Origin of the sequence: Blautia sp. aa_0143 (genome assembly GCF_004167315.1) — a bacterium.
Classification (GTDB): domain Bacteria; phylum Bacillota; class Clostridia; order Lachnospirales; family Lachnospiraceae; genus Blautia_A; species Blautia_A fusiformis.
This window is the reverse complement of sequence record NZ_RCXU01000005.1, coordinates 57,727-83,918: the sequence shown is the minus strand read 5'-3', so window position 1 is coordinate 83,918 and position 26,192 is coordinate 57,727. Positions and strand designations below refer to the sequence as shown.

General features: G+C 46.1%; 21 protein-coding genes. 3 read left to right on the top strand and 18 right to left on the bottom strand.

Going from position 1 to position 26,192, the window contains the following annotated elements; genetic code table 11:
* Positions 1-81 precede the first annotated feature (81 nt).
* Positions 82-2,712, bottom strand: coding sequence for a pyruvate, phosphate dikinase (ppdK, locus tag EAI83_RS03560; RefSeq protein WP_059085207.1), 2,631 nt, complete (start codon positions 2,710-2,712; stop codon positions 82-84).
* A gap of 271 nt (positions 2,713-2,983) precedes the next feature.
* On the opposite strand from ppdK, the gene EAI83_RS03555 reads away from it, so the two are divergent.
* Positions 2,984-3,862 carry an aldose 1-epimerase family protein gene (locus tag EAI83_RS03555; protein ID WP_015525818.1) on the top strand — a complete coding sequence of 293 codons (879 nt, stop codon included), beginning with the start codon at positions 2,984-2,986 and terminating at the stop codon, positions 3,860-3,862.
* A gap of 90 nt (positions 3,863-3,952) precedes the next feature.
* Here EAI83_RS03555 and EAI83_RS03550 read toward each other — a convergent pair whose 3' ends face one another.
* Genes EAI83_RS03550 through EAI83_RS03535 form a run of 4 tightly spaced genes read right to left on the bottom strand, consistent with a single transcriptional unit; the run spans position 3,953 to position 9,179 of the window.
* Positions 3,953-6,133 (bottom strand): alpha-galactosidase, encoded by a 2,181-nt coding sequence (locus EAI83_RS03550; RefSeq protein WP_129974627.1) that lies wholly within the window; start codon positions 6,131-6,133, stop codon positions 3,953-3,955.
* Between the two features lie 27 nt (positions 6,134-6,160).
* A complete protein-coding gene (locus EAI83_RS03545; protein ID WP_015525816.1) occupies positions 6,161-7,003 on the bottom strand; it encodes a carbohydrate ABC transporter permease in 843 nt (280 codons plus the stop codon).
* Positions 7,003-7,881, bottom strand: coding sequence for a carbohydrate ABC transporter permease (locus EAI83_RS03540; protein ID WP_092069381.1), 879 nt, complete (start codon positions 7,879-7,881; stop codon positions 7,003-7,005). Before EAI83_RS03540 ends, EAI83_RS03545 begins: the two co-directional genes overlap by 1 nt.
* Positions 7,882-7,883: 2 nt before the next feature.
* Entirely contained in the window at positions 7,884-9,179 is a 1,296-nt protein-coding gene (locus EAI83_RS03535; protein ID WP_015525814.1) for an ABC transporter substrate-binding protein, read from the bottom strand.
* 461 nt (positions 9,180-9,640) lie between these two features.
* On the opposite strand from EAI83_RS03535, the gene EAI83_RS03530 reads away from it, so the two are divergent.
* Complete coding sequence (locus EAI83_RS03530; RefSeq protein WP_022426301.1) at positions 9,641-10,513, top strand: AraC family transcriptional regulator; 873 nt, start codon at positions 9,641-9,643, stop codon at positions 10,511-10,513.
* 31 nt (positions 10,514-10,544) lie between these two features.
* Here the strand turns inward: EAI83_RS03530 and EAI83_RS03525 are convergent, their stop codons facing one another.
* The 8 genes from EAI83_RS03525 to EAI83_RS03490 all read right to left on the bottom strand — a co-directional run bounded on the left by EAI83_RS03525 (position 10,545) and on the right by EAI83_RS03490 (position 20,857).
* Positions 10,545-11,939, bottom strand: a complete 1,395-nt coding sequence (locus EAI83_RS03525; RefSeq protein WP_092069375.1) for a glycine--tRNA ligase — start codon at positions 11,937-11,939, stop codon at positions 10,545-10,547.
* A 193-nt stretch (positions 11,940-12,132) separates the two neighbouring features.
* Complete coding sequence (gene recO, locus EAI83_RS03520; protein ID WP_129974626.1) at positions 12,133-12,891, bottom strand: DNA repair protein RecO; 759 nt, start codon at positions 12,889-12,891, stop codon at positions 12,133-12,135.
* Positions 12,892-12,893: 2 nt separating this feature from the next.
* Entirely contained in the window at positions 12,894-13,802 is a 909-nt protein-coding gene (gene era / locus EAI83_RS03515; RefSeq protein WP_129974625.1) for a GTPase Era, read from the bottom strand.
* A 68-nt stretch (positions 13,803-13,870) separates the two neighbouring features.
* Positions 13,871-16,792 (bottom strand): insulinase family protein, encoded by a 2,922-nt coding sequence (locus EAI83_RS03510; protein WP_129974624.1) that lies wholly within the window; start codon positions 16,790-16,792, stop codon positions 13,871-13,873.
* A gap of 141 nt (positions 16,793-16,933) precedes the next feature.
* Positions 16,934-17,512: a DUF6553 family protein gene (locus tag EAI83_RS03505; RefSeq protein ID WP_110102003.1), complete on the bottom strand. Its 579-nt coding sequence runs from the start codon at positions 17,510-17,512 to the stop codon at positions 16,934-16,936.
* A 57-nt stretch (positions 17,513-17,569) separates the two neighbouring features.
* Entirely contained in the window at positions 17,570-18,163 is a 594-nt protein-coding gene (locus tag EAI83_RS03500) for a DUF5662 family protein (protein ID WP_021977109.1), read from the bottom strand.
* Positions 18,114-20,039, bottom strand: a complete 1,926-nt coding sequence (locus EAI83_RS03495) for a Type II secretory pathway, pullulanase PulA and related glycosidase (RefSeq protein ID WP_059085211.1) — start codon at positions 20,037-20,039, stop codon at positions 18,114-18,116. Before EAI83_RS03495 ends, EAI83_RS03500 begins: the two co-directional genes overlap by 50 nt.
* A 62-nt stretch (positions 20,040-20,101) precedes the next feature.
* Positions 20,102-20,857: an exodeoxyribonuclease III gene (locus EAI83_RS03490; protein WP_015525806.1), complete on the bottom strand. Its 756-nt coding sequence runs from the start codon at positions 20,855-20,857 to the stop codon at positions 20,102-20,104.
* A gap of 200 nt (positions 20,858-21,057) precedes the next feature.
* Between EAI83_RS03490 and EAI83_RS03485 the strand changes: the two genes are divergently transcribed.
* Complete coding sequence (locus EAI83_RS03485) at positions 21,058-21,432, top strand: DUF1292 domain-containing protein (protein WP_015525805.1); 375 nt, start codon at positions 21,058-21,060, stop codon at positions 21,430-21,432.
* 94 nt (positions 21,433-21,526) lie between these two features.
* Here the strand turns inward: EAI83_RS03485 and EAI83_RS03480 are convergent, their stop codons facing one another.
* From EAI83_RS03480 to EAI83_RS03460, 5 genes are all read right to left on the bottom strand, one after another.
* Positions 21,527-22,039: a deoxyuridine 5'-triphosphate nucleotidohydrolase gene (locus EAI83_RS03480; RefSeq protein ID WP_015525804.1), complete on the bottom strand. Its 513-nt coding sequence runs from the start codon at positions 22,037-22,039 to the stop codon at positions 21,527-21,529.
* A 42-nt stretch (positions 22,040-22,081) separates the two neighbouring features.
* Positions 22,082-22,573 carry an anaerobic ribonucleoside-triphosphate reductase activating protein gene (gene nrdG / locus EAI83_RS03475; protein ID WP_044961222.1) on the bottom strand — a complete coding sequence of 164 codons (492 nt, stop codon included), beginning with the start codon at positions 22,571-22,573 and terminating at the stop codon, positions 22,082-22,084.
* Between the two features lie 3 nt (positions 22,574-22,576).
* Positions 22,577-24,670: a polyribonucleotide nucleotidyltransferase gene (locus EAI83_RS03470; protein WP_015525802.1), complete on the bottom strand. Its 2,094-nt coding sequence runs from the start codon at positions 24,668-24,670 to the stop codon at positions 22,577-22,579.
* A 197-nt stretch (positions 24,671-24,867) separates the two neighbouring features.
* Positions 24,868-25,134: a 30S ribosomal protein S15 gene (rpsO, locus tag EAI83_RS03465; protein WP_015525801.1), complete on the bottom strand. Its 267-nt coding sequence runs from the start codon at positions 25,132-25,134 to the stop codon at positions 24,868-24,870.
* Between the two features lie 155 nt (positions 25,135-25,289).
* A complete protein-coding gene (locus EAI83_RS03460; RefSeq protein WP_015525800.1) occupies positions 25,290-26,189 on the bottom strand; it encodes a bifunctional riboflavin kinase/FAD synthetase in 900 nt (299 codons plus the stop codon).
* Between the last annotated feature and the right edge of the window lie 3 nt (positions 26,190-26,192).

Below are 26,192 nucleotides of genomic sequence, written 5' to 3'. Positions count from 1 at the left end.
TCTGACAATCTGTATTTCTACAGACTGCCAGAAGCTTTATATATGCTCAGACTGAAACTTCAGCCTGAAATGTATTCTTACTTATGCGTTCTTCTTAGCGATTGCTGCCTGTGCTGCTGCAAGACGAGCGATCGGTACACGGAACGGTGAGCAGGATACATAGTCAAGTCCGATCTCGTTGCAGAACTCTACGGAAGACGGATCTCCACCGTGCTCACCGCAGATACCTACGTGAAGTTTCGGGTTAACCGGTTTTCCAAGCTGGATTGCCATCTTCATGAGCTTACCAACGCCAACCTGATCAAGTTTAGCAAATGGATCGTTCTCGAAGATCTTAGCATCATAGTATGCGTTAAGGAACTTACCAGCATCATCACGGGAGAATCCGTATGTCATCTGTGTAAGGTCGTTTGTACCGAAGCAGAAGAAGTCAGCCTCTTTAGCGATATCATCAGCTGTAAGAGCTGCTCTCGGGATCTCGATCATAGTACCAACCTCGTACTCAAGGTCAGAACCTGCTGCTTTGATCTCAGCATCTGCTGTCTCTACAACGAATTTCTTAACATATTTAAGCTCTTTGATGTCACCAACAAGCGGAATCATGATCTCCGGTTTGATGTTCCAATCCGGATGATTCTTCTTAACGTTGATAGCTGCGCGGATAACAGCGCTTGTCTGCATCTTAGCAATCTCTGGATAAGTAACAGCAAGACGGCATCCACGATGTCCCATCATCGGGTTGAACTCGTGAAGGGAAGCGATGATTGTCTTGATCTGCTCTACAGTCTTGCCCTGAGCATCAGCCAGTTTCTTGATGTCCTCTTCCTCTGTAGGAACGAACTCATGAAGTGGCGGATCAAGGAAACGAATTGTTACAGGATTTCCTTCAAGTGCCTCATAGAGTTTCTCGAAGTCTCCCTGCTGCTCCGGAAGGATCTTAGCAAGTGCTGCTTCTCTCTCCTCTACTGTCTCAGAGCAGATCATCTCACGGAATGCATCGATTCTGTTGCCCTCAAAGAACATATGCTCTGTACGGCAAAGACCAATTCCCTCTGCACCAAGCTCACGAGCTTTCTTAGCATCAGCAGGAGTATCAGCGTTTGTACGAACTTTCATTGTTCTGTACTTGTCAGCCCATCCCATGATACGTCCGAACTCACCAGCGATCTTAGCATCTACAGTCGGGATAAGTCCGTCATAGATGTTACCTGTTGTACCATCAATGGAGATTGCATCTCCTTCATGGAACTCTTTACCAGCAAGTGTGAATTTCTTGTTCTCCTCATCCATAGCGATATCGCCGCATCCGGATACACAGCAGGATCCCATACCACGAGCAACTACAGCTGCGTGAGATGTCATACCACCACGAACTGTCAGGATACCCTGAGCAGCTTTCATACCTGTGATATCCTCTGGGGATGTCTCAAGACGAACAAGAACAACTTTCTCTCCTCTTGCAGCCCACTCAACAGCGTCCTCTGCAGAGAATACGATCTTACCGCAAGCAGCTCCTGGAGAAGCACCAAGACCTTTACCCATCGGTGTAGCAGCTTTAAGAGCAGCTGCATCGAACTGCGGATGAAGAAGTGTATCAAGGTTACGAGGATCGATCATTGCAACAGCCTCTTCCTCAGTTCTCATTCCCTCATCAACGAGGTCACAAGCGATCTTAAGAGCAGCCTGTGCAGTTCTCTTACCATTACGTGTCTGAAGCATATACAGTTTACCATGCTCTACAGTAAACTCCATATCCTGCATGTCTCTGTAATGTTTCTCAAGAGTCTCGCAAACCTGTTTGAACTGTACGAATGCTTCCGGGAACTTCTGCTCCATCTCGGAGATGTGCATAGGTGTACGAACACCAGCAACTACGTCCTCGCCCTGTGCATTGGTAAGGAACTCACCGAACAGACCGTTAGCACCTGTAGCAGGGTCACGTGTGAAGGCAACACCTGTACCACAGTCATCGCCCATGTTACCGAATGCCATCATCTGTACGTTAACAGCTGTACCCCAGGAATATGGGATATCGTTGTCACGACGATATACGTTCGCACGTGGGTTGTCCCAGGAACGGAATACGGCTTTGATTGCGCCTACCAGCTGCTCCTTCGGATCAGTTGGGAAATCAGAACCGATTTTGGATTTATACTCAGCTTTGAACTGGTCAGCAAGCTCATGCAGGTCAGCAGCTGTAAGCTCAACGTCCTGCTTAACACCTCTCTTAGCTTTCATCTCATCGATGAGCTCCTCGAAGTATTTCTTACCAACTTCCATAACTACGTCAGAGTACATCTGGATGAATCTTCTGTAGCAGTCCCAAGCCCAACGCTCATTGCCGGATTTCTCAGCAAGAGTGTTAACAACTTCTTCATTTAAACCAAGGTTGAGGATTGTGTCCATCATACCTGGCATAGATGCTCTCGCACCAGAACGAACGGATACAAGCAGAGGATTTTCTTTGTCACCGAATTTCTTACCGGTAACTCCTTCCATCTTGGTAATTGCTTCCATGATCTGAGCCATGATCTCATCGTTGATGGATCTGCCATCCTCGTAGTACTGTGTGCAGGCCTCTGTTGTGATTGTGAAGCCCTGCGGTACAGGAAGACCGAGGTTTGTCATCTCAGCAAGGTTGGCACCTTTGCCGCCCAGAAGATTTCTCATAGTAGCATTACCTTCTGTAAACATGTAAACCCATTTTGCCATTTTACATTTTCCTCCTAATTATTGTTCTTTAAAACATAAAAAATGTATGTTTTCTACGCACATAATTATTTTATAGATTTATCCTTCATTAGTCAAGGTTATTCTTCCAAAAAACAGCAATTTCTCTTGTGAAATATGACAGATTTTCCAGTTATATTTTTCACAGATTGTATTTTTCTCGTTATCATCTGAAAAATGTGCTAAAATAGAAAAAAACATGCAGCAATTCCGAGGTAATATTACCCGAATGCTGTCATACAGGAGGTTTATCATGACACGAACGATTGAAAACAGCTTTCTTAAGATTTCCGTTTCCGATCACGGTGCTGAACTCACCGGCATCTATGACAAGACTAATGACAGGGAGATCCTCTGGCAGGCAGATCCGGCTTACTGGAAACGCCATGCGCCTGTACTTTTTCCCAACGTGGGACGTAACTACAAAGATATCTGGCGTCTGAACGGAAAGGAATATCCTTCCAGCCAGCACGGCTTTGCAAGGGACAGCGATTTTATCTGCACGGATATCACCGATACTTCCCTTTCCTTTGTCCTTAAGTCCTCTGAAGAAACCTTGAATGTTTATCCGTTTGCTTTCGCTCTGAAGATCACCTACACTCTGAAGAAGCACGACCTGGAAGTATGCTGGGAAGTAGTTAATAATGATTCTGAAACTATGTATTTTACCATCGGCGGCCATCCGGCATTCCGTGTTCCGGTACGTGAAGGCGAATCCCAGAGTGATTACCGTCTTGCTTTTGAAGGCCTGGACACTCTTACCTATCTCCTTATCGATACGTCTGTAGGAACAGTCCTTGCTGACGAGCCACATACACTTTCCCTTGAAAACGGAACCTGTTCCATTGCTCCTCACATGTTTGATAAAGACGCTCTTGTTTTTGATAACGGCCAGATCCAAAAGGCCGGTATCCTCTTCCCGGACGGAACTCCATATCTGACACTTACCAGTGAGGGCTTCCCGAATTTCGGTATCTGGTCCGTACCCGGTGCTCCCTTCGTATGCCTGGAGCCGTGGATGGGACGCTGTGATGACTGTGGTTTTGAAAAACCTCTTTCCGAAAAAGCAAATATCAATGTGCTGAAACCGGATGAGGAATTTATCAAGAGCTATCAGATCACCGTACACTGAGCTATGATAAAAAAAGATCCGCCATACATCGGCTTTTTCAGCTGTCTGTATGACGGATCCTTTTATTTATCTTACTGTCTCAATACGCTCTTATTCTCTCACAAAATGATACTGATAAGCTCTGTACTCCCCAAACTCTGCAGGAAGCGGCATTCCACCATGCATCAGAGCAGCTCCGGAATAGATTCTGCCGGTAGTCTGTTCCTTATAAAGTGCACTCTCATCAAGGCCGCGAAGCTGCACATAATTCACAGTCATATTTCCATGGATCTCCTCCATGACAACATTGAGCAGAAATTCTTCCTGAGAATTTCCAACGATCTCCCATGCACAGACCTCACTCTTAAACGGATCTGTCAGGCGATAGTACCGTCCGTTCTGGATCAGTGGCGCATATTTACGGAATTCCCCGATCTGGCTGCGGACCTCATCTTTTTCTTCCTCAGTCAGCTTCAGAAGATCCAGCTCGTAGCCGAAGGTTCCGGACATGGCAACCACACCTCTGGTATGTAACGGAGTGATCCTTCCTGTCTGATGGTTCGGCACTGCAGATACATGTGCTCCCATGGCCGATACCGGATATCCGAAGGAAGTGCCATACTGGATCCGAAGCCTGTCAATAGCATCGGAGTTGTCGCTGCACCAGATCTGCGGTGTGTAATACAGCATACCTGCGTCAAATCTTCCGCCGCCGCCGCTGCAGCCCTCGATCAGAAGATCCGGATAACGGTTCACCATACGGTCCAGAAAATCGTACAATCCCAGGACATAATCATACATTACACGTCCCTGATCCTTGGTCATTACGGAAAAAACATCCATCAGGCTTCGATTCATGTCCCATTTAACGTACTCAATATTGGCATTATCCAATACCGCACTGATCTGTCCGAAGATTCCGTCAACAACTTCTTTTCTGGAAAAATCAAGTACCAGCTGATTTCTGGATCTCACTGGTTTTCTTCCCGGAATCGTAAGTGCCCAGTCCGGATGCTCACGGTAAAGATCACTGTCCTCAGAGATCATCTCAGGCTCGATCCAGATACCGAATTTCACTCCAAGGTCATTGACTCTTTTTACCAGTCCGCCGAGAGTCTCTCCAAGCTTCTTCTCATTGACATACCAGTCCCCAAGACCACTGTTGTCATCGTCACGTTTTCCAAACCAGCCGTCATCCAGAACCAGCATATCGATACCAAGGCTCCTTGCCTCTTTTGCCAGATTATATAAAGTCTCCCCTGTAAAATCAAAATATGCTGCCTCCCAGCTGTTTACCAGCACCGGACGGACCTCTGTCTTATATTTACCACGGCAGATATGATGACGGATGCAACTGTGCAGATTCTGGGAAAGATGGTTCATTCCCTGATCTGTGTAGCTTAAGATCACCTCAGGTGCATAGAAGGTCTCCCCGGCTTCCAGCGGATACCGGAAGCACTCCTCCTGTACACCAAGGAGCATTCTTGTCTGATTGTACTGATCTTTAAGAACCTCACCCTGGAAATTCCCACTGTATACAAAGGACATAGCATAGCAGCCTCCATGATCCTCTGTTGTGTCCTTCTCTGCCAGGATCATCATCGGATTATACTGATGGCTGGATGTGCCACGGACACTGCCGATCATCTGACTTCCATGAGCCACCGGTACTCTCTGCAGATTCCGCTCCATGGCATGTCTTCCGTAAAAAGTAAGCAGGTCATAATCTCCGTAAAGAAAATCCAGTTCTGCGGACATCACCTTGTTCACATAGATCTTCTCACTGCTCTGATTGCGGATATAGACGCTTCTTGTAATGATATCCAGTTCCGGAAGTACACCGTAAAGAAGCATGGCCTCCACGCCGGTAGCCGGATCCTCCAGTACGATCTCCAGAGTCTGTGCCTCATCATTATCTGCATAAACCGCCGGAAGCCCCGGAAGGCTGTATTTACCGTCACGGATAGTATAGTTCTTGTAACGCATATCACAGCTCATGCTTCCGTCACCGTTTTCCAGCATCAGTGATGCACTGCGGAAATCTCCGTTTCCGTAGCAGGAAAGCTCCTGTGGAAGAGAGTCCATGGAATAGGTTCTGTCTGTTCCCGCATCATAGGGATTTCCGGAAAATCCTCTGTCATAGTAGGTCAGAAGATAATCCATGCAGCCTTCTGCCTTTTTACCATAATAGAGATGAAGAAGAAATCCGTACTGATCCACCTGCATCTGATATGTAGTTTCTTTTGTCTGCAGGGTAAACGTTCTGTCTTTCTCGCAGTAGATGATTCCCATATGTGAATCCTCCTTTTTCTTGTGTTTTTATTTTACGGCACCGTTTACAACACCATTTAAAATGTGCTTCTGGCAGATCAGATAAAACAGAAGGATCGGAAGCAGTGCCAGCAGATAAGAGGCAAACGCAAGGTTATAGTTTGTTCCGAACTGAGTCTGGAAATTCAGCTGTGCCAGAGGCAATGTGGTTCCACCCGTAGATCCGGACATGATAACCAATGGAGTCATAACATCATTCCAGGTTCCAAGTGCTGTCAGAACTGCCACTGTGGCATGCATCGGCTTCATGATCGGAAAGATGATCTTCCAATATGTTTTCCAGGTGCTGGCTCCATCCACACAGGCAGCCTCCTCAAGGGCCATTGGAATGTTTGTCAGATATCCGGAATAAAGAAGCACGTTCATAGGCATATAAAATACCGTGTAAAGAATGATCACACCGACTTTGTTATCAAGGCCCATCTCAGCAGTCTGCTTTACAAGCGGCATCATCAGGATAGCAAACGGAACAAACATACCGCTCACTACATAGAGATAGATAAATTTATAAAATTTACTTCTCTTGTTTCTGGCTATAGCATAACCTAAAAGTGAATGAATTACAATAGCAAGAACCACTGTGATCACAGTGATCAATACACTGTTTCCAAGAGAATGCCAGAAGTCTGTTACCTCCATAGCTTCCCTGAAATTGGCAAGACTGAATTTCTCTGGCAGAGACAGGATCCCGGCTACACTATTGGTCATCTCTGTCGGCTGCTTGAATGCGATCACAATTGTCATATAAAGCGGAAATACCACTGTGATAAGGCCAAGGATCAGAAGGATCGTTACCGGCCAGTTCGCTTTTTCTCTTACTTTCGTTTTCATTACAGCTGCTCCTCCTTTTTCCCTGTGATAGTCAACTGCACTGCAGAAATGATCACGATCACAATAAAGAATATAACCGCATTGGCACTCTGGAATCCAAACTGTCCTCCACTCATACCATTGTTATAGATCAGGTAAGAAATAGATTCTGTACTCTGTGCAGGACCACCCTTTGTCAAAGCCATGATCTGATCAAATACCATCAGGAAGTTTTTCACACAGAGAACCATGTTGATGCTGAAAAACGGAACGATCAGCGGGAATGTCAGGTAACGGAACTTACTGAATCCGGTAGCACCGTCAATAGCTCCTGCCTCGTATACATCCTCCGGCACTGTCTGGAGGCCCGAAATATAGATGATCGTATTCATTGCGATGGACTGCCATGCACAAACGATCACGATGGCTACCCATGCAAGGCTCGTACTGGAAAGCATGCTGGAAGACAATGTTTTATTTCCGATCATCTTTCCGAATGCAGGCAGGATATATGTAAAGAAATAATTGAAAATATATCCTACGACCAGTGCGCCAAGTACATTAGGAATAAAATAAGCTCCACGCATTGCACTCTTGAAACGGATCTTGCTGTTCAGTCCAAGTGCCAGGATCAGGCTGAGTACATTCGTTACGATAGTTGCCACGATGGCCAGCTTAAAGGTAAACAGATAGGAACCGCCAACACGGCTGTCTGTAAAAAGATCCTTATAGTTTCGAAGTCCTACCCAGTCATAGCTTCCATAGCCTTTAAAGTTTGTAAAGCTGTAGATCACACCCTTGATCAGAGGCAGTGTGTTAAAGCAGAAAAATAATGCCACGATCGGAATGGTGATCAGAAGAAAGGTCAGCTTTCTTCCACTCATAGATTTTTTTCCCATGATCAGTTCTCTCCTTCCCCGTTCTTCTCCTCATAGTCCTGTACTTTACGGATAATGTCACGGTTATATCTTGTCCAGTCTGTATCAAATTTTTTCAGGAATGCATCTTTATCCTTTTTCATCAGGAAGGTCTGGATCTGTGCATCCACAGCCATCTCTGTAGGATAATAATGATCCTGGTAATCGGCCATCCTTCCCTCTTCTATGTATTCCTTCATACCATCCAGAGTAGAGGGAAGTGTGAAATCACCCTCTTTACAGGGAACTGCCTTCTGGTCATCCAGATATGTCTGTATATTCTCATCCTCAAGAAGGAAATCCAGCACTTCATATGCAGCTTCCTTATTCTCACAGTCATCCATCACACAGAACTGAAGGTCAACTCCGGAATTCAGTTTGTTTTCTGACGGATCATTGCTTGCCGGTGTTACAAAAGAATCAATATCCATATCCGGATTTACACTCTGGATCTGTGGGATCGCATAGCTTCCGATGGGATACATGGCAGCCTCCCCTTTTGCAAAAGCGGTGCAGGCTCCATTGTAATCATAGGCAAAGGGATCATCCGGTCCATACTGGATAAGCTCCAGCATACGGTCTGCTACTTCCTTATACTCTTTTGCAAAAGTAGTGTTTCCCTGGTTTACCTGGCGGCATACATCGGCTGGTGCAAGATCTACCGCAATAGAATTCCACGGTGCAAGACAGGTCCAGGTATCTTTAAATCCGAAATAAAGCGGCTGGATACCTGCATCCTGAATTTCCTGGCAAAGGCTCATAAATTCATCCCATGTAGTCGGGATCTGCCAGCCATGCTCCTTGAAAAGCTCACGATTGTAAAGGATTCCGGCGGCATTGGCCACGTAAGGAACCGCATAGACTCCGTCTTCCGGAACGAATTCCAGCGCTTTATCAATTTCTTTATATGCATCTTTGATCGAATCCAGTCCCTGATAATCGGAAATATCCATCAGCATATCAGAATCAATAAAATTGGAAAAGTTAACATCGCCTCCGATTCCAATGATATCCGGATTATCCTCACGGATAAATCTTGTCTTCAATACAGTCATAGCATCGTTTGGTGATTCGATGGTAAGATGGATATCATCATGAGTGGCATTGAATTTTTCTTCCAGTTTTTCAAATGCCTTAACCGCTTCCGGTTTATACTGCACAAGTTCGATCTCTGTCTTTCCGCTGTCCTTTTTACCTGTGCCGCATCCGCTCAATGTAACGGAAGCTGCCATGGTAAAGGCAAGTCCCATACAGAGGATCCATTTACTTCTGTTGCGCATCTTGTAATGCTCCTTCCTTTTCCTTTTATTTGATAAGTCGGATATCACCCATTTAACTGATATGGCTATCCGGGCTCTCCAATACTTATTCTCTGGTTTCTTTTTTCTGAAAGCTATTTTAACATAGCTTTATGCTTGCATAAATAGCAGTGTTTTTCTTGTTTTATACCAAAATGCAATTTTTCTCTGTCTTCATTAAAGTCATCTAGCATTTTGATATATTTTACACCTATATCACTACTTTTATCTAAAATTAGTATATTCCGAATTTATCGAAAATCAACAAGTTTCTCGAGAAACTTAATTTTCTCACAAAGTTTTATCGATTATCCTTCTCTTTTTAGTATATTTTACAGGCTGTTTTTGTAATTGCATTTTTATACATATGTTGAAGTTCCCTGCTGTTTTAATATATAATGTTACTGAAACCAGACAAAATCATACGCCTAAAGGATAAAAATATGAATGACCTTCTCTTCTCCGTTTTTCCAAATGAAAACTTTGTTGATATCGGACTATACCAATACGGCTGGGAGCACTGCGCTCCGGCACATTCATTCGGCCCGGCCGCACGAAACCATTATATTTTTCATTATGTGATCTCCGGTACCGGAACTCTGATGGCAGACAATTCCGCAGGAGAGACCATCACCTATCAGGTAAAAAGCGGCCAGGGTTTCATGCTTTTTCCCGGTCAGATCAACACCTACATTGCAGATACCGACTTTCCATGGGAGTACACCTGGGTGGAATTTGACGGGCTCCGGGCAAAAGAGATCGTGGAAACTGCAGGTTTAAGTCCGGACCATCCGGTCTATCACAGCCACTCTGCAGATCTCCGCCAGAAAATGATGGAGGAAATGCTTTATATCAGCCATAATTCCCAGGAATCACCCTTTCATCTTATCGGACATACCTGGCTTTTTCTGGATTACTTTATGCGCTCTACTGAAACTGTCCGCATGAAACAGGATGGAAGTATCCGTGATTTTTATATCAAGGAGGCGCTCTCTTTTATTGAACAGAATTTCCAAAATGATATTTCCATTGAGGATATCGCAGCCTGCTGCGGCCTGAACCGAAGCTACTTCGGTAAGATCTTCCACGACACCATCGGACGTTCTCCCCAGGAATTCCTGATCAGCTATCGCATGACCAAAGCTGCAGAACTTCTTAAGATCACAGCCCTGTCTATCGCAGATATCGGAAATGCAGTCGGATATCCCAATCAGCTGCATTTTTCCCGGGCTTTCAAAAATGTATACGGAATGTCGCCAAGAAACTGGCGGATGAAAAACAGACTTATTGAAAAAAAGCCTCCGGCCAGAAAATAGCCGGAGGTTTTTTATTAAAAAATGTATTTACTTAAAATGTAAATTTATCAGCAAAGTATGCATCAAGCTCATCGATCTTCACACGTACCTGCTCCATAGTGTCACGGTCACGGACTGTAACTGCACCGTCATTCTCAGACTCGAAGTCATAAGTGATACAGAACGGAGTACCGATCTCATCCTGTCTGCGGTAACGTTTACCGATATTTCCACGGTCATCGTACTCACAGTTGTACTTCTTGGAAAGCTGCTGGTAGATCTTCTCAGCACCCTCGTTAAGCTTCTTGGAAAGCGGAAGCACACCGATCTTAACCGGTGCAAGTACCGGATGGAAATGAAGGACTGTACGGACATCGTTCTTCTCTTCATCCAGAACTTCCTCATCGTAAGCGCTGCAGAGGAAAGCAAGTACCATACGGTCTGCTCCAAGTGATGGCTCGATAACGTATGGGATATATTTCTGTTTCTTCTCATCATCAAAGTATGTGAGATCCTGGCCGGATACATTCTGATGCTGTGTCAGATCATAATCTGTTCTGTCAGCGATTCCCCAGAGCTCACCCCAGCCGAATGGGAAAAGGAATTCCACATCTGTGGTAGCCTTGCTGTAGAAGCTCAGCTCTTCCTTATCATGGTCACGGTAACGAACCTCATCATCCTTAAGTCCGAGAGCACTCAGCCAGTCAAGGCAGAACTTCTTCCAGTATGCAAACCACTCAAGATCTGTATCCGGCTCGCAGAAGAACTCAAGCTCCATCTGCTCGAACTCACGGGTACGGAATGTGAAGTTACCCGGTGTGATCTCGTTACGGAAGGATTTACCGATCTGGCCGATACCAAACGGGATCTTTTTACGGGATGTTCTCTGTACGTTCTTGAAGTTTACGAAAATACCCTGTGCAGTCTCCGGTCTTAAATATACAGTATTCTTGGCATCTTCGGTAACACCCTGGAATGTCTTGAACATCAGGTTGAACTGACGGATATCTGTGAAGTTGTGTTTACCACAGCTCGGACATCCTACCTCGTGTTCTTTGATGAAGTCCATCATCTTCTCCTGGGACCATGCATCTACGCTTCCCTCAATGGCAATGTCATGCTCTGCACAAAAGTCCTCAATGAGTTTATCTGCACGGAAACGCTCGTGGCACTCTTTACAGTCCATAAGAGGATCAGAAAATCCGCCAAGATGTCCGGAAGCGATCCATGTCTGCGGGTTCATAAGGATCGCACAGTCAACACCTACATTGTACGGAGACTCCTGAATGAATTTCTGCCACCATGCACGTTTTACGTTATTTTTAAGCTCTACACCGAGATTTCCATAATCCCATGTGTTTGCCAGGCCGCCGTAGATCTCGGAACCCGGGTAAACAAATCCTCTGGCTTTTGCAAGAGCTACGATCTTTTCCATTGTCTTTTCCATGATTTCTCTCCTCTTGACTTGCAGCTGTTCCGCCAAATGCGTCCGGAAAGCTCCGGAAAAAGCTGCTTTTTTACATTTTTGGTCTTATTATACTAGTATCCTCATGATTTTTCAAGGATATTTCCATTTGCATTGCATCCTGTCCTGCTTTTGAAAAATAAATCGTTACGGTTATTCCGTAGCCGGCAGTGATCTATCTCATCAATTCCAGGATCTCCAGACTTTTAAACCGCTTGTCTGTATTCAGCTCCGTATACCGGTAAATGTGGCGTTCCAGTTCCCGCAGCACATCATCCCGCACTGTAAACGTATACAGCTTTGCCAGGGGGGACACGGCTATGTAGCGCATGGCATACAGGGCAGCCGCTGAGATCCGTTTCCTGTCCATGGCCATCCTACTGCAGTCCGCACACAGGATCCCATGCTCGTCCTGGGAGAAAAAAAGTTCTCCGGTTTCTTCCTCCGTAAGCTCTCTCCCGCAGCCCGCACACTGGAACAGCTGCGGCATCACGCCCTGGATCACCATAGTCCGCAGTTCATAGATACAGCGCACCAGCCGGTCTTCTATATGAGGATTCAAAATGGCTTTGATGGTCACATAGAGAAGATTCATCATCTCCTTCTCATCCGTTCCCTCTTTGCCAAAATAATCTGCCAGCTCCAGAAAATAATATCCATAGTAAACCCCCGGCTGCCGGGTGGCCAGCTCCACAAAATGATGCTGCACGCTGACCTGGTTCAGATTATAGCTTGTCCTTCCCTCATAAAGATTAAAGCTTCCAAATACAAACGGGTTAGCTGCTGCCATGAACGGACTGTTCTGCCGTCTCGCTCCCTTGGCAAAAGCGGAGATCTTCCCCCTCTCTCTTGTGAGAAGGACGATCCGCTTGTCATAATCCCCTACCGGCATGGCAGAAAGTACCACTCCCTGTACGGTAATCAGATCACTCATTTTCAGATTTCTTTCTTATCATATCCAAAGTTCTTGATCAGGAAATCACTGTCTCTCCAGTTCTTAGTCACCTTGACCCAGAGCTTTAGGTTTACCTTTGCTTCCAGCATACGCTCCAGCTCATAGCGGGCATTGCTTCCGATCTTTTTCAGCATGGCACCCTGTTTTCCGATGATGATGCCTTTGTGGGAATTACGCTCGCAGATGATGGTCGCATCAATATCTATGATGTTGCTTCTTCCCGGACGTTTCTTCATCCGGTCGATGGCAACGGCGATTCCGTGAGGGATCTCCTCATCCAGTGCATGCAGAGCCTTCTCACGGATGATCTCTGCGGCGATCTGGCGCTGAGGCTGGTCGGTAACTGTATCCTCATCATAGAACATCGGTCCGTACGGAAGATATTTGAAAATACTTGGAATGATATCCTGTGTGTTTTTTCCGCGGAGGGCAGAGCAGGGAATGATCTCTGCAAAATCACAGATCTTACGGTAGGTATCGATTGCAGGAAGAAGCTCTTCTTTTTTTACCGTATCGATCTTGTTGATGATGAGAATCACAGGAACTCCAACCTTCTGCAGCTGCTCGGCAATGTGGCGCTCTCCCGCACCTACGAATGTGGACGGCTCCACCAGCCACATAATGGCATCTACTTCCTTCAGGGTTCTCTCCGCAACCTGTACCATGTATTCTCCAAGCTTGTTTTTTGCCTTGTGGATACCCGGTGTGTCCAAAAATATGATCTGTCCCTCATCACAGGTATACACAGTCTGTATCTTGTTTCTGGTTGTCTGTGGCTTGTTTGATGTGATGGCGATCTTCTGTCCGATAAGATGGTTCATCAGCGTGGATTTTCCAACATTCGGTCTTCCGATGATCGCAACAAAGCCTGATCTAAAATTATTATCCATTCTTTATCCTCTCATAATCCTTTCACAGCCTGCTATCCCATTTAACGGACAGCAGGCTTTGTTTCTCATCAGCCGATCAGTGGCTTCACTTCCATGAATACATCTTCCGCCTTCTCTATTGCAGTCTCACTTCCTACTACGCAGATCTGATCATCGGAAAGTACTGCTTCTACAAGAGCTGCCAGTTTCTGGATATCCTCCTTCTGCGCTCCGAGGATCTGATTTCTTTCCTTCTGGAGCATATCCTCTGTAACATTGGAGAAATATGCGGTTTTTGAGATACTTCCCTGCATCTGCGGAGTTCTCGGCACATCCTTGTTGCTGATTGTTCCGATGATATATTTTGTCATCTCACGCTCGTCTGCCTCAAAGGCACGGATATAATCCGGCACTCCCTGGTATACTTCCAGGGTTCTCTTTAGATGGGGATCACGGTAGGATACCAGGAAGCTCTCTCCGTTTCTCTTAAAGCCGCTCATGCAGCCATACGCTCCACCCTTTACACGAAGGTTGATCCAGAGATAATCGTAGCTTAAGATCACTTTCAGGATCTCTAGTGCACCGGTATACTCCAGGCCTTTTTTGCGGAAGTTTCCGTTCTGTGCCACATACTGGACCTGGCCGGAGGTCTTGAAGGCTTCGTTTTTCTTTATGCAGGGGGCCTGCTTCACAGACTCCGGCTTCTGTCCGTTAAACAAGACTTTTTTGATCCCGGCAGCCTGTGCTTTTACTACATCCAGAGATTCTCTCTCTCCGGTATAGCTTACACAGAAATTCTCCGGACGAAGTACCTCTTCCATCACCTTACGGAGATTTTTCACGATCTCATCCTTGCAGCTGTCAAAATCCTTCTCCAGTTTTTCGATAAACTGATAATATCCGATTCCTGCCATCTCATCCTGGAATGCCGCCATCGGAGATGCGTAGGAGGCACCACGGAGAACGGCGGTGGAATGGCCTGCACTTGCAAGGCTGGCCTGGGCTCTGGATCTCACTCTGGCAATGATCTCGTAGAGACGTTTGGTGTCATCCAGCTTCGAAGTTGTAAGAACCTCCCGGATCATGGAAAACATGAAATCCATCTCCGGATATAACGCTTTTCCTCTTACGGCAAACATGGCACGGAACGCATCGGTATCCTGGGCATCATCAAAAACCTCTATCCCATAGGCAATACCGCCGGTTCTCGCATTCACTTCATTAAACAGCTCGCCATACGTGTAATTCTCCGTATCCACTGCACCAAGCACGGATTTCAGAAGTCCCAGATAATGGACTGTATCAACATCAAAGTCATGGATCTCAAAAAGAAGATCCGCATAACCGATACCATTGGTGCACACATCATGATACAGAAACAAGCTGTCCTCCACATGGTGCTCCTCGTTTGTCAGTCCTGTGATCTCTTTTTTGATGTCTTCTCTGGAGAGCATGGGGATGCAGGTCAGCGCTTCCGGAGTTTCCTCCGCTTCCTGATAAGCCTCCAGCGCTTTGGTATTCTCTACCATCCGGGTAAGCTCTTCATCAGAAAGGCTCTTTCTGTAATTCTCCAGCTTTTCTTCCAGTTCCTTATCCCTCTTTGCTGCAAGGCCCTTCTCCGGTACCAGGGAAAGGATCGCACCATGGGTGTTATCCAGAAGATATTTCCGGATCAGCTCCTCGAAATATCCCTCTTCCAGAGCTTTTTTGAGGAACTCAAATCCCTCCAGAAGCTGTACTTCGCAGAACGGTTTCGTATCGTCATAAAGCCAGCTGCTTAAAATATCCAGGCCATACATCAGCCCCTTCGGATAGGAAGAGAAGTCTGCTTCACGGAAACGGAATTCATAGTAATTGATTCCGGCTGTTACTGCCTTCTTGTCGATGCCTTCCTCTGCGATCTTTGTGAGGGTGTCACGGATCACTTTGACAAATTCCTCTTTCTGGCTTAAGTTGGCTCCCTTTGCCACGATGGAGAAATAGGTCTGTTTGATGCCATCCTCAAAAGAACCATAGATATCTTTGCCGATCTTTGCATCCAGAAGTGCCTGCTTCAGTGGTGCACCCGGTGCGCTTAAGAGAGCATAATCCAAAACCTCGAAAGCAAGACTCAAGTTGATATCTGCCGCTTCACCCACAACCATATTGTAGGAAAGATAGGTGTTATCCTCTTCTCCCTCATCCTCTGATACCGGATAAGACTTCTGGATGTCCTTTACCTGAGCAAAGGCTTCCTGATCCCGGATCTCGGAATCAATGACAAGAGAATCAAAGGCAGACAGATAATGGCTGTCAAGAAATTCCAGCTTCTCCTCCATATCCATGTTTCCGTAGAGATAGATAAAGCTGTTGGACGGATGATAGTACTGTCTGTGGAAATCCAGAAATTCCTCATAGCTGAGATCCGGAATATTTACAGGATCTCCGCCGGACTCACAGCCATAGGTTGTATCCGGGAACAGCGAATTCATGATCTCTCTCTCCAGAACATCATCCGGTGAGGAAAAAGCACCCTTCATTTCATTGTAAACGACACCGTTGTATTTCAGCGGGCCTTCTTTTTTCTCCAGATGGTAGTTCCAGCCTTCCTGACGGAAAATCTCTTCTTTTTTGTAAATATTCGGATAGAATACCGCATCCAGATATACATGCATCAGATTCTGGAAATCCCGGTCATTACAGCTTGCTACCGGGTAGCAGGTCTTATCCGGATAGGTCATGGCATTAAGGAAGGTATTAAGAGAACCTTTTACCAACTCCACAAAAGGATCCTTAAGCGGAAATTCCCTGGAGCCGCACAGTACGCTGTGTTCCAGTATGTGAGCAACACCTGTGCTGTTTTTCGGCGGTGTACGGAATGCAATGTTAAAAACCTTATTCTCATCACTATTCTCGATGAGCATCACTCTGGCTCCTGTTTTTTTGTGTCTCAGAAGCCATCCTTTTGAATGAATATCCTGAAGCTCCTCTTCCTTCAGGACTTCATATGCGTTCAGATGATTGGGATTCATAAAATAGTAACCTCCTGAATGTTTCTCTTCACACCCGATATGAATCTTCGTTCAAAAAATCTCAGAATATTTTATCGGATGCATGGCAACAAAAGGCTGCCTGAGTAGTCAGACAGCCTGAAACGGAAGCTCTCCGGCCTCCTAAATGTTTCCTTCGTTGGGATAATACTGCCTGTAGATCTCTCTGGCAGCTCTTGTGATGATTCCAAGCTCAGCTTCCATTCCAAGATTAGCCGGAAGCTCCACAGCTGTTTCCCTGATGTCTCTCTGGACCTTGGCCTTCGCACTGTCCTCCTTGATGTGGATCAGGCCGAAAATCGTTGTGTTATAGGATTTATCTGTCTGACAGAGATCCATGTAGACCAGAACCAGATGACAGCATTCCCGGTAAAGAAGCTCCTCATAAAGGCCGCCCTTTTCCTGGAACTCCTGAAATTTCAGCTTCTTAAGATACTTGCCTATCTCTTTCTTCGCACTTCTTGTACCAAAGAATCTGGAAGCGGAATTCCGGTTAAACTCCATGGTCATCCAGAGACCGAGATAACCGTCTGCCCTGGTATCACCAGTCTCAGCTTTATCGCTGTAACGGATCTCCCAGAGTTCCTTGCGGATCCTGTTTTCTTCCGGTTCTTCTCCTGCTGCAATGGACTGCTCCAGAAGCTTCAGGCGCTCCATGGGATCTTTCTCTCTATAGTATTTCGCAATTGTTGGTGTATCCATTCATTCTTCCTCCTGATATCTGAATATTATATCAGACAACTTGCCAAAAATACACCCCTATCTGTGATTTCGAAGCTTTTTCCCAGGGCTTTTCACTTTTTTTCCGCGGTTATCACATAGATATACATTGCGGATATACCACAGGGTCTTATCCTCTCCGTATTTATCCAGGATCCGGAGAAGTCCCTCCAGCTCTTTCTTTGTCTGTGGGTGGATAAACCACAGCTTCTCCTTGCTTTTCAGAAAATACTGCAATGGTTCATGATAGGTATATTCCTCTCCCAGATAGTTTCTGGAAGCACTGATCCGGTCCATGACCATTTCCGCCACATATTTTCTGGGCATTCTGGCTCCCATGATCACATGCTCACCGTCAAGGGAATAGTCTACCCAATGTTCAAAATGGTGTCTGTTTCTTCCCTTATGGTGCAGCCAGGACATGGATACGCCGGTTGCCTCACGTTCTGCGTTGTTGGGGCTTCTTGTACCCTGATAATATTTACAGCCTACCAGAAATTCCGTCGGGGAATATTTGGACAGGTCATGAAGCAACCCCTGCTTATATAACCCGATACGAAAACAATATTTCATCACCAGAAGCTTATGCCTCGTGATGGTCCTGAAGTGCAGCCACGGGTGCCATGATCGCATCTTTCTCCGCCTCCTGTCTGCCCAGCAATACCACAATGGCGCGGGGGCCTATTTCGATTGATTTTTTATATTCTTCTTCCTCCTCCAGACAGAATCCTGTTCCGTGAAGAGAGGTATCTGCGATTTTTTTCCAGCACATGCCTTCCGGGAGATTGGGCAGAGCAAGGCTCCGGTTTTCCCAGTGGAAATTATAGCCGATGTAAATAAAATCATCCTCTGCAGCCTCCAGATCCTCTTTTTCCCTTGCATAGGCTCCGTAGTACATCATACCAAGAAGCCTGCTGGTATTCTCATAGCTCAGATACCAGGCACGTTCCCCGTGAAGAGACACATCCGGGAACCCCTTGGTCAGATAATCTACCCCTTTCAGTTCCACCGGCATATGAAGAACGGGATGGGCCTTACGAAAAGCAATGGCATCCTTTACAAATTTCCTCAGTCCCTGGTTTCTGGAAAGGCCCTTCCAGTCTGTCCAGCCGGTAGCATTATCCTGACAGTAGGCATTATTGTTTCCGCTCTGGGAATTGCCGAATTCATCACCGTGATAGATCATGGGAACACCCTGACTCAGCAGCATCATCAGAAAGGCATTTTTGATCTGGCGTTCCCTCATCTGACGGACGGAAACCTTACGGGTAGGGCCTTCCACACCACAGTTCCAGGAATAATTATAGCTGCTTCCGTCCTGATTGCCCTCGCCATTGGCCTCGTTATGTTTATAATTGTAGCTCACCAGGTCATTCATGGTAAATCCGTCCTGGCAGACCATGTAATTGATCACTCCATGATTCTCGCTGTTATGACGGATATGCCACGCTGCAGCCTCCACCATACCTTCATCGCTTTTCAGGAAACGGCGCATATCCTGGAGAAAATTCATATTGCTCTCCGCTCCGCAGCGTCTGACCGGAAGCTTTCCTCTGTAAAAATGATCAAAATCAAAGCCCTGGAAGATCAGTTTTGCTCCGGAAAGGATCCCATCCCGAAGAAGCATCTCCCGGTTAAAGCCCTCTCCCAGCACATGAAATCCATCTACATGGTAAAAATCTCTCCAGAACTGCAAAGCTCGAAGAGCCATCAGGCTGTCTGTTTCCTCTGGAAAATAGAATTCCATGATACAGGCAATGCCGTTCTTGTGCAGCTCCCGGATCATATACCGAAATTCCTGCTCCGGTTCTCTGGTGCTGCAGTAAGCACTCTTCGGGCTGAAATAGAAGCCGGATGCATAGCCCCAGTAATTCACTACATTTTCCTTTCGACGGGTCTTGATGTGTTCACTGCCTTCCTTCGGTTTATTGATCGGAACCTCACAGAATTCATAGGCAGGCATCAGTTCAATGGCATTGATCCCAAGTTCTTTCCAGTAAGGGATCATCTCTGTCAGGCCAAGAAAAGTCCCCTTATGGGAAACCATCTTTCTGGCAAGCTTCGTATAACCACGGACATGAAGCTTGTACAGGATCATATTTTCATATTCTACTGCCGGTGCAGTTTCATTTTCCCAGCCGGAAACATTCTCATTAAGGAAGCGACAGCGGACCTCCTTTTCCGGATCGTAAGGTACTCCGAAATGCTCTCTCCCGTGAAGTCCGTATGCATACGGATCCTGCACGATCTCACCGTCTATTTTATAATTATATTCAAACTCCTTCAGAGAAGCACTGCACAGCTTCAGTGCCCACACACGTCCTGTATGGAAATCCTTTGGAAAAACGATCTCCACCGGTGCGGCAGCTCCTCTTTTTTTATATAAAAGCAGGGACACTTCGGAATCCTCCGATGCCTCCACTGCAAAATTATAACCGCCCTCCATTTTGTTGGCGCCAAGTATCAGCGGCTGACCTTTTTCCACTCGACCTAATCTGCGGCTTGCCAAGGCAACTCCTCCTTTTCTCTTTTTATTATTCAAATCCATAGAAATCCTTTTCGCCGGATCCGTCACAGATCAATATCCAGCTCAACCGGGCAATGATCGGATCCCATGATCTCTCCGTGGATCTTCGCATCCTGAAGCTTTTCTTTCAGGGAAGGGGAAACAAGGAAATAGTCGATACGCCAGCCGGCGTTCTTCTCTCGTGCACGGAAACGGTAGGACCACCAGGAGTAAACGCCCTCTTTATCCGGATAAAAATAGCGGAATGTATCAATAAAGCCACTCTCAAGGGCTCTGGTAAAGCAGGCTCTCTCTTCATCAGTAAAGCCTGCATTTTTGCGGTTGGTCTTCGGGTTCTTGAGATCGATCTCCTGATGTGCCACATTAAGGTCGCCACAGCAGATCACCGGTTTCTTCTCCTGCAGTTTCAGGAGATAAGCCAGGAAATCCTCTTCCCATTTCATACGATATTCCAGACGGCGGAGCTCACTCTGGGAGTTGGGAGTATATACAGTCACAAAATAATACTCATCGAATTCCAGCGTGATGACACGTCCTTCTTTATCATGCTCCTCTATCCCGATCCCGTAAGCCGCAGACAATGGCTCCCTCTTCGTAAAAATGGCTGTACCTGAATAGCCTCTGCGGTTTGCGTAGTTCCAGTACTGATGATATCCGGGAAGTTCCAGCTTTACCTGTCCCTGCTGGCATTTCGTCTCCTGCAGACAGAAAATATCCGCATCCAGCTCATGAAAGCGTTCCTCAAAGCCCTTGGTGATACAGGCCCGGATCCCATTTACATTCCAGGAAATAAATTTCATATTTTTATATTTTCTCCTCATTTTTTCGTCATATTTTTATTATATCTCACATTGTCGGATTAAGCAAAAAATATTTTGAAAGTTTTCTCAGGCTCTCAAATATTTTGTTGCTGTTCTACGTCATATCTGTTAAAATGTTCTCTATATCATGCAGAGCTGCCCCCTTATTTACAGGCAGCAGCAGAACGGAGGATTTTTTTATGAGTGATGAATTTAACAAAAGCGGATGTGCACCAAGCGACTGCGCTTCCTGTACAGCCAACTGCGAAAGCAAGGTAGATGAGGCACATCATACCATTACCCTGACTATGGATGACGATACTGAGGTAGAATGTGCCATCCTTACTATTTTCCCTGTAGAGAACAAAGAATATATCGCACTTCTCCCACTGGATGAGAACGGCCAGAATGAGACCGGTGAGGTTTATCTCTACAGCTTCTCCCGCACAGCAGACGGCGATCCGATGCTGGCAAACATTGAAGATGATGAAGAGTACGACGCTGCCGCAAATGCCTTTAACGCAGTCGTGGAAAAAGCACGTGCAGACGAGGAGGCAGACGCACCTCTCAGCTAAACAGTGCATTTATCGGAAAGCAGTAACTACACAAAACAAGCCCGGAAAATCGGATGTATGTGGTCTTCACACCTCCGCCTTCCGGGCTTTTGTTTTATTTTGTGGTACTTCCGAAGCCACCGTTTCTTACTGCATCTGCATCGTCATCCACAGTGATTCCGTATTCCACAAAGATCCCCTGCATAAAACCGGTTCCTGCCGGGATCTGGATCGTTTTATCTTCTCTTGTATCGTTAGTCAGCTTGGCAAAGATATGACCTTCGTTGTCGGAAAAGAAATAATCGCTGTCAATGATTCCCACTGTGTTATTCAACTGCAGCCGGAATTTAAATCCCAGTCCGCTTCTCGGATAACATTTCAGAACCCAGCCCTCTTCCATCTCTACACGGATACCAGTCGGTATCTTTACGATCTCACCTGGCTTCATGGTCACATCCACAGGTGCATAAAAATCATATCCTGCACTTCCGGTCGTAGCTCTCTTCGGAAGCTTCAGACTGTCGTAGATATTCCGGATCTCCTCTTCTGAATACTGTTCAAAGGTATCCTTCCAGTCCTTTGCAAACTGTTCAAAACTTACCTTGTGAAATTTCGCAATTCTTTTCATTTTTCGTTCCACTCCCAATAGGTAATTTCAAAAAACCTCTGATCACTCCGTGTACAGAACCACACGGTTCTCACGAAGTGACGCCTGTACATCGATCACCCTCTGATTTGAGGAGCCTTTCCATTTCAGACGAACCTCTTTCTTGTCCACCTGAAATTCCCCGTCCACGCATACATCCAGATAATGGATGATCTCGTACTGCTGGATTTCTTCCCAGAGAGAACCCGTATACAGCCAGATCGTCTTATCCGGATACTTCTCTCTGATCTCTCTTGCAAGAGCTGTTACCTCAGCGATATTGGAAGGATGCAGAGGATCGCCTCCTGAAAAGGTGATCCCGCTGATATAATCCTTGTCCAGCTCTGCAAATATCTCAGCTCGCTCGCTGTCCGTAAAGGGCAGACCTCCATTCGGATCCCAGGTAATGGGATTCTGGCACTCCCGGCAGCCGTGTGAACAGCCAGCTACCCAGAGCACTACACGAAGTCCGTCTCCGTTTAACATATCGTCCTTGGTAATATTGTGGTATCTCATCATTTATGCTTCTTCCGGTACATCCTTCATGCTGAAGCTGATTCTTCCCATCTTGTCCTTGCCAAGGCAGATAACCTTAACTTTGTCGCCAAGTGTGAGAACATCCTCAACACGGTTGATCCTCTGTTTGGAGATCTTGGAAATGTGTACCATTCCCTCCTTGCCCGGTGCAAACTCAAGGAATGCGCCAAACTCTTTGATGCTGACTACGCGTCCTGTAAAGATCTGTCCTGCCTCAAACTCGGTAGTGATGATCTCGATCATACGTTTTGCTTCATCCATACCCTTCTGGTCTGTTCCGCAAATAGAAACTGCGCCGTCGTCTGTGATGTCGATCTTCACACCTGTACGCTCGATGATCGTGTTGATAGTCTTTCCTCTCTGTCCGACTACATCACCGATCTTCTGCGGGTCGATCTGGATCTGGATGATCTTCGGAGCAAACTCCCCAACAGTTGTACGAGGCTTGTCGATACATTTCTCCATAACTTCTGTCAGGATATATTCTCTTGCCTCTTTTGTTCTGCGGATCGCTTCCTCAACGATCGGTCTTGTAAGACCATGGATCTTAATATCCATCTGGATCGCTGTGATTCCGTCATGTGTTCCGGCTACCTTGAAGTCCATATCTCCGAAGAAGTCCTCAAGGCCCTGGATATCTGTAAGAACGATGTAATCATCGTCTGTTTCACCTGTAACAAGTCCGCAGGAAATACCTGCAACCGGTTTTCTGATCGGTACACCGGCAGCCATCAGTGACATGGTAGATGCACAGATACTTGCCTGGGATGTGGAGCCGTTGGACTCAAATGTCTCAGATACGGTACGGATTGCATATGGGAATTCTTCCTCTGTAGGAAGTACCGGTACCAGTGCTCTCTCAGCAAGTGCTCCGTGACCGATCTCACGACGTCCCGGTCCTCTGGAAGGCTTGGTCTCACCTACAGAGTAGGACGGGAAGTTGTAGTGGTGCATATATCTCTTGGATGTCTCAAACTCATCCAGTCCGTCAAGACGCTGTGCCTCTGTAAGAGGAGCAAGTGTAGTAACGGTACAGATCTGAGTCTGTCCTCTTGTGAACATGGCAGAACCATGAACTCTCGGGATGATATCTGTCTCTGCAGCCAGCGGACGGATCTGTCTGATCTCACGTCCATCCGGACGTTTATGATCTTTGAGGATCATCTTGCGGACAGTCTTCTTCTGGTACTGATATACAGCCTCACCGAGAACGGCAAGCCATTCCTCATTGTCTGCAAAAGCTTCTTTCAGCTTATCAGTGATCTCGCTGATGTTATTCTCACGTGTCTGCTTGTCATCAGAGAATACGGCAACCTCCATCTCTTCCGGAGGAACGATCTTCTTGATCTCATCAAAAAGCTCCTGAGGTACTGCACAGGACTCGTAGGAATGTTTCTCTTTTCCGCACTCTGCTACGATCTGGTCGATGAATTTGATGATCTCCTGGTTCACTTCATGAGCCTTGTAGATAGCCTCGATCATCTTATCTTCCGGGATCTCATTAGCTCCGGCCTCAATCATGATAACCTTCTCTCTTGTAGAAGCAACCGTAAGCTGAAGATCAGAAACTGCCTTCTGTGCAAGTGTCGGGTTGATGATAAACTCGCCGTCGATCATACCAACCTGTGTGGTTGCGCATGGACCGTCAAATGGGATATCAGAAATACAGGTTGCAATGGAAGAACCAAGCATAGCCGGGATCTCCGGATTGCATTCCGGATCAACAGACATAACCATATCTACCAGAGTTACGTCATTTCTGTAATCCTTTGGAAACAGCGGACGCATCGGACGGTCGATAACACGGGATGTAAGGATTGCATGCTCGCTTGCCTTACCCTCTCTCTTGTTGAATCCTCCCGGGATCTTTCCTACTGCATACATCTTCTCCTCATACTCAACACTTAACGGGAAGAAATCGATTCCTTCTCTTGGCTCTTTGGATGCGGTAGCAGTAGCAAGGACTGTAGTATCACCATAGTGCATAAGAGCAGCACCATTGGCCTGTTTCGCTACACGTCCGATATCTACAGTCAGTGTTCTTCCTGCAAGTTCCATGGAATAACTTTTGTACATATTCGTTCTCCTTTTCTTATTATATTAATATCTGACAGGAGCCCGAAACAACTGAAAAGACCACTTCCTTTGAAAAAGATCTCGACCGGAAATGGGCTTTTCAGTAGTCTCGGAAATCACTCCTGCGATAATTCCGTCTGTGTTTATCACACATGTTAAAATGGGGCGGATGGAATCATCCGCCCCTCCCGTAGCAATTATTTTCTTAAACCTAATTTCTCAATCAGTGCACGGTATCTTTCGATGTCTGTTTTCTTAAGATAAGCAAGAAGGCCACGTCTCTGACCTACCATTTTCAGAAGACCTCTTCTGGAATGATGATCTTTGTGGTGTGTTTTAAGATGCTCTGTGAGCTCCTGGATTCTTGCTGTAAGAACTGCAACCTGAACCTCCGGTGAACCTGTGTCACCCTCTGTTCTTGCATACTCTTTCATGATCGCTGTTTTCTTTTCTTTAGAAATCATTATTGTTTCCTCCTTGAAATTTTAATTAAACGCCGGGTATTAAGAAGTGGTCGGAGTCTCCGGCTTCTGAATACTGGCTTTTTTCACCTCGAACAGTATAGCACACGGTTTCTGACCTGTAAACTGTTTTTTCGAAAAGTTTTTCCCGAAAGTTTTTATTTTTCGAGGCTGCGGAAATAAGCCTTTCCCTTTTCTGCATCCTTCAGGAGCTGCTGCTTCAGTGCTTCTATGGACGAAAAGCGCTTCTCCGGTCTGGAATAATGAAAGAATTCCACTCTGCAGGGCTCTCCGTACAGATCCTCTTCACAGTCAAAAAGATAGGTCTCAACACCCAGGAATTTCTCTCCTATGGTTGGTTTATATCCTACGTTTGTGATCCCGCAAAGGGTTCTGTCCTTAAAATGGGACACTGTATCATAAACGCCATTTGGCGGCATCAGCTTTTCTTTTGCAGGAACGATATTAGTAGTGGGAAGAAGGACCTTATGTCCCATTCCTCTTCCATGTTCGATCACACCGTCCACAAAAAAGGGGATTCCCAGCAGATCATTAACCTTTTCCATATTTCCCTTTTTCAGTTCCTCACGGATAAATGTACTGCTGATCTTTCTGCGGCCTTCCATTTCTTTCGGAACAACATCCACAGTAAAGCCAAGCTTCCTTCCCATAGTCTCCAGAAGCTGTGGTGTTCCCTTGCGTTCATACCCGAACCTGAAATCTTCTCCCACTGCAACATGCTCCGCCTGAAGATCTCCCACCAGGATCTCTTTAACAAAGGTTTCTGCCTTCATATGACGGATCCGGTTATCCAGCGGACATTCGATCAGCACATCCACGCCTGCTTTCTCAAGAAGCTGACATCGTTCCTCTTTTGTAAAGATCATCTGACTGCCGATGCCAAGAGAAAAAAGGACTGTCTGCAGACCTTTTTCTTTCTGTTCCAGGATCTTCTCCACCAGTTTCTGGTGTCCACGGTGTATGCCGTCAAATTTTCCAAGTGTCACCGCACTCTTTGAAAGGCGCGGAAATTCTCCGTCGATCTTCAAGTATTCCATATC

What these genes read in the sequence shown, in the direction of transcription:
- ppdK (WP_059085207.1), bottom strand. Translation starts at nt 2,712, where the DNA reads ATGGCAAAATGGGTTTACATGTTTACAGAAGGTAATGCTACTATGAGA.
- EAI83_RS03555 (WP_015525818.1), top strand. Translation starts at nt 2,984, where the DNA reads ATGACACGAACGATTGAAAACAGCTTTCTTAAGATTTCCGTTTCCGAT.
- EAI83_RS03550 (WP_129974627.1), bottom strand. Translation starts at nt 6,133, where the DNA reads ATGGGAATCATCTACTGCGAGAAAGACAGAACGTTTACCCTGCAGACA.
- EAI83_RS03545 (WP_015525816.1), bottom strand. Translation starts at nt 7,003, where the DNA reads ATGAAAACGAAAGTAAGAGAAAAAGCGAACTGGCCGGTAACGATCCTT.
- EAI83_RS03540 (WP_092069381.1), bottom strand. Translation starts at nt 7,881, where the DNA reads ATGGGAAAAAAATCTATGAGTGGAAGAAAGCTGACCTTTCTTCTGATC.
- EAI83_RS03535 (WP_015525814.1), bottom strand. Translation starts at nt 9,179, where the DNA reads ATGCGCAACAGAAGTAAATGGATCCTCTGTATGGGACTTGCCTTTACC.
- EAI83_RS03530 (WP_022426301.1), top strand. Translation starts at nt 9,641, where the DNA reads ATGAATGACCTTCTCTTCTCCGTTTTTCCAAATGAAAACTTTGTTGAT.
- EAI83_RS03525 (WP_092069375.1), bottom strand. Translation starts at nt 11,939, where the DNA reads ATGGAAAAGACAATGGAAAAGATCGTAGCTCTTGCAAAAGCCAGAGGA.
- recO (WP_129974626.1), bottom strand. Translation starts at nt 12,891, where the DNA reads ATGAGTGATCTGATTACCGTACAGGGAGTGGTACTTTCTGCCATGCCG.
- era (WP_129974625.1), bottom strand. Translation starts at nt 13,802, where the DNA reads ATGGATAATAATTTTAGATCAGGCTTTGTTGCGATCATCGGAAGACCG.
- EAI83_RS03510 (WP_129974624.1), bottom strand. Translation starts at nt 16,792, where the DNA reads ATGAATCCCAATCATCTGAACGCATATGAAGTCCTGAAGGAAGAGGAG.
- EAI83_RS03505 (WP_110102003.1), bottom strand. Translation starts at nt 17,512, where the DNA reads ATGGATACACCAACAATTGCGAAATACTATAGAGAGAAAGATCCCATG.
- EAI83_RS03500 (WP_021977109.1), bottom strand. Translation starts at nt 18,163, where the DNA reads ATGCGATCATGGCACCCGTGGCTGCACTTCAGGACCATCACGAGGCAT.
- EAI83_RS03490 (WP_015525806.1), bottom strand. Translation starts at nt 20,857, where the DNA reads ATGAAATTTATTTCCTGGAATGTAAATGGGATCCGGGCCTGTATCACC.
- EAI83_RS03485 (WP_015525805.1), top strand. Translation starts at nt 21,058, where the DNA reads ATGAGTGATGAATTTAACAAAAGCGGATGTGCACCAAGCGACTGCGCT.
- EAI83_RS03480 (WP_015525804.1), bottom strand. Translation starts at nt 22,039, where the DNA reads ATGAAAAGAATTGCGAAATTTCACAAGGTAAGTTTTGAACAGTTTGCA.
- nrdG (WP_044961222.1), bottom strand. Translation starts at nt 22,573, where the DNA reads ATGAGATACCACAATATTACCAAGGACGATATGTTAAACGGAGACGGA.
- EAI83_RS03470 (WP_015525802.1), bottom strand. Translation starts at nt 24,670, where the DNA reads ATGTACAAAAGTTATTCCATGGAACTTGCAGGAAGAACACTGACTGTA.
- rpsO (WP_015525801.1), bottom strand. Translation starts at nt 25,134, where the DNA reads ATGATTTCTAAAGAAAAGAAAACAGCGATCATGAAAGAGTATGCAAGA.
- EAI83_RS03460 (WP_015525800.1), bottom strand. Translation starts at nt 26,189, where the DNA reads ATGGAATACTTGAAGATCGACGGAGAATTTCCGCGCCTTTCAAAGAGT.